This window comes from Methanobrevibacter sp. (assembly GCF_045646205.1).
Taxonomy (GTDB): domain Archaea; phylum Methanobacteriota; class Methanobacteria; order Methanobacteriales; family Methanobacteriaceae; genus Methanocatella.
Genome location: NZ_JAZRKF010000041.1, coordinates 1 through 4,548, shown reverse-complemented (window position 1 = coordinate 4,548; position 4,548 = coordinate 1). Strand labels below are relative to the sequence as shown.

Here is a 4,548-nt window from a genome sequence, read left to right as displayed (position 1 = left end):
CCTCTTGTGGAATTTATTTCATTTTACCGATTTCTTCTTTAACAGGTAATGCAACGATGTTTGCAATAGGAACACCTCTTTCAACTGCTGCTAAAGATTCTTTATAGAATAAAAGAATTGTTTTAAGCATTTTATATTGTTTTTCAGGTGCACAATATGTGTCAACATCATCAAATGCATTTTGTTGTAAGAAATCTTCTCTTAGCATACGGGTGGTTTCTAAAGTAGCTTGGTCAGTTTCAGGTAAAGCATCAGGACCTACTAATTGTACAATTTCTTGAAGTTCTGATTCTTTTTGTAAAAGACCCATAGCTTTATCACGAGTAGCTCTCCAGTCAGCAGCTACATTGTCAGCCCACCAGCCTTCAATACTGTCTACGTATAAGGAATAACTTTGTAACCAGTCAATTGAAGGGAAGTGACGTTTATCTGCAAGAGATGCATCTAATGCCCAGAACACTTTACAGATACGTAATGTGTTTTGTGTAACAGGTTCAGATAAGTCCCCACCAGGAGGTGATACTGCACCAACTACGGAAATGGATGCAACTTCAGATTCTGTACCGATAGTTTCTACTCTTCCTGCTCTTTCATAGAACTGTGCTAATCTTGATGCTAAGTATGCTGGGTAACCTTCTTCCCCAGGCATTTCTTCTAACCTTCCTGAAATCTCCCTCATAGCTTCAGCCCATCTTGAGGTTGAATCTGCCATGAGCGCTACGTCGTAACCTTGGTCACGGTAGTATTCAGCAATAGTAATACCGGTGTATACACATGCTTCACGAGCTGCTACCGGCATGTTGGAAGTGTTTGCAATAAGAACAGTTCTGTCCATTAATGGGTTACCAGTTTTAGGGTCGTCAAGGAATGGGAACTCTGTAAGTACCTCAGTCATTTCGTTACCACGTTCTCCACATCCGATGTAGACAACGATATCTGCGTCTGCCCATTTAGCTAATTGCTGCTGAGTAACAGTTTTACCTGATCCGAAAGGACCTGGAATAGCTGCTGCTCCTCCTTTAGCTACGGAGAAGAAAGTATCTTGTGCTCTTTGACCAGTTACTAATGGAATATCAGGGTCTAATTTTCTGACATAAGGACGGCTTCTTTTAACCGGCCATTTCTGAAGCATTTGAACAGCTTCGCCATTAATTTCTGCAATGTCTTCGAGTACAGTATATTCTCCTTCGGAAGCAATGCTGGTTACTTCACCTTCCATTGTTGGAGGAACTAAGATTTTGTGTAATACAGCGGTAGTTTCTTGTACTTCACCAAGAACGTCTCCACCAACTACTTTGTCTCCAACTTTAGCAACAGGTTTGAATTCCCATTTTTTCTCTTTGTTAATAGAGTCTACATCAATACCTCTTGCAATGAAGTCTCCAGATTCATCTCTAATAATTCTTAAAGGTCTTTGAATACCGTCAAAAATAGAACTCATTACACCAGGACCGAGTTCTACAGACAAAGGACCTCCTGTACATTCTACTACTTCACCCGGTTGAATACCGGCTGTTTCTTCATATACTTGGATAGTTGCGGTGTCACCTTCTAACTCAATGATCTCTCCGATAAGCTTCTGTTCACCTACCCTAACCATCTCAAGCATCTGGGCTCCTCTCATACCATCTGCGACAATAACAGGCCCAGCAATTTTAATAATTTTTCCTTCAATAATCATTTAACCATCTCTACCCCAATAACTCTTTTAATAAGATCGTTCATTTGATCAGATGATCCTTCGGAGGACCCATCCTTATCAGGTATTTCAATTATCATTGGTAATACATCAGAACCAATTTTCCTATTAATATGTTCTCTAATTTCATTAGCTAATACTTGAGTTATAATGATAATAGAAATTTCATCATCTAAAAATTTATCAAAAGCAGCAATAGCTTCTTCAGCAGTATTAACAACTTCTGCTTTTTTAACTCCACCAAGTCTAAATCCAGATACAGTATCTATATCACCTATAATAGCAACAGAACTCATATTAACATCTCCATGATTTTAGAATTAGGGAAATCCGCTTCTCTTTTTGCTCTTGCAATAATTTTTAAATTCTTAATTTCAGCTTCTTTTTGACTTAAATAACCAATAATTGGACCAACACCTAACGGTTTTTTGGAAGCTAATGATTTTGCATGCTCATTGGCATACACGTCTAATGCTCTTTCAAACACAGCAACGGAACCAGTTTCGTTGTACTGTGGAACAACACTAGTTAAAGCTTCTGAGTACTTTGTACCTTCTAAACCGGAAATTACGTTAGTAACATCAGGAGAATCCATTAAATCTTTAAGTTTCCATTCACGTAATTGATAACCGTCGGTTAAAATATATCTTGAAATGTCATCATAATTTAAACCGTCTTCTTTAGCTCTTAAGATTAATTTAAGGTTATCAACATCAACTTGAGTTCCTACATAGGAATAAACAATTTGTCTGTTTTCATCAGCAGGAACGTCAGAAGAACGTAATAAATTGCCTAAGTAATATTTATCTAAAGCAGATTCTAATGGAAGAGTCATTTTTTTCTCTTCATATTCAGGAAGAGCGTCTTCTAATGCAGTAGCATATTCAGTGCCGTCTAAACTTGTGATAATATCAGTAACATTGTCTGTTTCAGCTAAAGAACTTAACTCTTTGTATAATGATCCGGAAGGAATTAATAATTCTTTAGTTTCATCTGCAGATAATCCTACTTCCTTAGCAGTTATAAGACTTTTAATGTTGTTAATATCGGTCTTTTTAGCCATTACAACAAATGGGTCTTTTACTTCCTTAGGAGCGATTCTTGCAATAAAATCATAAGTATCAGCACGTTGAATATCCAATGCTTTATCAAGAGGATAATCATCTAATACGTCAGCGTATTCAGGAACGCCTTTAAGATAGTTTTCCACTTCTTCGACATTGTTTGTTTCAACAATTTCTGAAATTTGTTTTTCGTTGAAAAGTCTTCCTTTTCTAGCTCTTACTCTTGAACTAGGATTGAGATAAGGATAAATATCCAATATTGGTCTAGATGTAATGATTACAACTACAGCACCTATTACAATAACAGCTAGGATACAAAAGACAATGAATGACTCTTGTGTAAATCCAATGGATGTTATTAATGATGCAAGTTCATCTGCCATAATTTCTCCCTCCTAATTATTTAAATAATACATTTGCAACTTCACTACGTAAAACGCTTTTAAATCTTTCTAATCTAGATTCAATAGTATTATTGACTTCAATATCTCCACTTTTGGTTTTGACAACAGCTCCACCAATAGTATCGATAGGTTCTCCTAATTCAAAGGTAACATCGTCAATTTGGAAAGTAGAAGATGAATCAAGTTGACTTTTAAATTTATTTGTATCAGCTTCATTTAATTGAAGAATTAAATCTTTACTACCTAGTTCATCAACAGCTTCCTTAATCATTTTACTTAATGAATCATCATATTCATCGCCGCCGGAAGAAGCAATGCTTTTTAATTCTTCAGTAGCTTTATCAAAAGCTGCTTCGATAACTTCTTCTTTAGCGCCTAATTCTGCTCTACGAGCATTCATCTTAGCTTCAGAGATAATTTGCTGATATCTCATATCAGATTGTTTTTTACCATTTTCTAAAATTTTTGTCTTTTCAACTTCAGCAGTTTTTTCAGCTTTTGCGTTTATCTGTGAAACTTCTGCATTAGCATCTTGAATGATTCCATCAGCTTTCTCTTGGGCTACAGACATAATGCTTTCAACAATTTTACTTGTGCCTGAGCTCATATAAATTGCCTCCTTAACCTAAGATTCCACCGAATACCATAAGTAAAATAGCAATCAAGAAACCGTAAATAGCCTGAGTCTCTGGTAATGCAGAGAAAATAATACCACGAGCAAACATATCATTGTCTTCTACGATAGCACCGACAGAGGATGCTGCTGCCATACCTTGTCCCATACCGGAACCTAAACCAGCGAAACCGATGGATGCACCTACACCGATAGCTACAATACCTGCTTCGGTAGGTAATCCTTGTCCTCCACCTAATAATCCGGAGAAAACTAATAATAAGATTGCAACCAAGAAACCGTAAATAGCCTGAGTTTCTGGCAATGCAGAGAAAATAATACCTCTTGCAAACATGTCATTGTCTTCTGCAACTGCTCCTACAGAACCAGCAGCTGCCATACCTTGACCTAAACCGGAACCTAATCCGGCAAAACCAATTGCTACTCCAGCACCAATAGCTGCTAAAGCAGTACCTAAAGCAATTTCTACCATATTTATTCACCTTTGAAATAATATTGATTTTTTAATTTAATTTAAGATATAAATGAAAAATTTTTAATTTTTAAGTTTTGTAAATGTCCTTTTTGCTTTGAAAGCTTCAAATTTACCTTTACCTTCCATGAAGAATTGAGAGAAGAATTCTACATAGTTAAGACGTAAAGCGTTAATAAATGCACCTAATACTTGGAAAGCGAAGTTTGCTATATGACCAAATATGAATATTAATATTGCAACCACAATTCCTGCAAATGGAATCATGTTGTTTA

The 4,548-nt window shown here is 36.2% G+C and carries 4 protein-coding genes and 2 pseudogenes; all 6 read right to left on the bottom strand.

The features are described 5' to 3' along the window. Positions 1–16 precede the first annotated feature (16 nt). A pseudogene (locus ACKI44_RS07980) lies at positions 17–1,681 on the bottom strand (ATP synthase subunit A); the annotation flags it as partial. Next, positions 1,678–1,995 carry a V-type ATP synthase subunit F gene (locus tag ACKI44_RS07975; protein WP_303737793.1) on the bottom strand — a complete coding sequence of 106 codons (318 nt, stop codon included), beginning with the start codon at positions 1,993–1,995 and terminating at the stop codon, positions 1,678–1,680. The pseudogene ACKI44_RS07980 and the gene ACKI44_RS07975, both read right to left, overlap by 4 nt. Beyond that, positions 1,992–3,146, bottom strand: a complete 1,155-nt coding sequence (locus ACKI44_RS07970; RefSeq protein WP_407423254.1) for a V-type ATP synthase subunit C — start codon at positions 3,144–3,146, stop codon at positions 1,992–1,994. The genes ACKI44_RS07975 and ACKI44_RS07970 overlap by 4 nt, the downstream gene beginning before the upstream one ends. A gap of 16 nt (positions 3,147–3,162) precedes the next feature. Then, positions 3,163–3,774, bottom strand: a complete 612-nt coding sequence (locus tag ACKI44_RS07965) for a V-type ATP synthase subunit E (protein ID WP_407423252.1) — start codon at positions 3,772–3,774, stop codon at positions 3,163–3,165. 13 nt (positions 3,775–3,787) lie between these two features. Further along, positions 3,788–4,273, bottom strand: coding sequence for a V-type ATP synthase subunit K (locus tag ACKI44_RS07960; protein WP_069573492.1), 486 nt, complete (start codon positions 4,271–4,273; stop codon positions 3,788–3,790). Positions 4,274–4,336: 63 nt separating this feature from the next. After that, positions 4,337–4,548: pseudogene (locus tag ACKI44_RS07955) on the bottom strand (V-type ATP synthase subunit I); the annotation flags it as partial.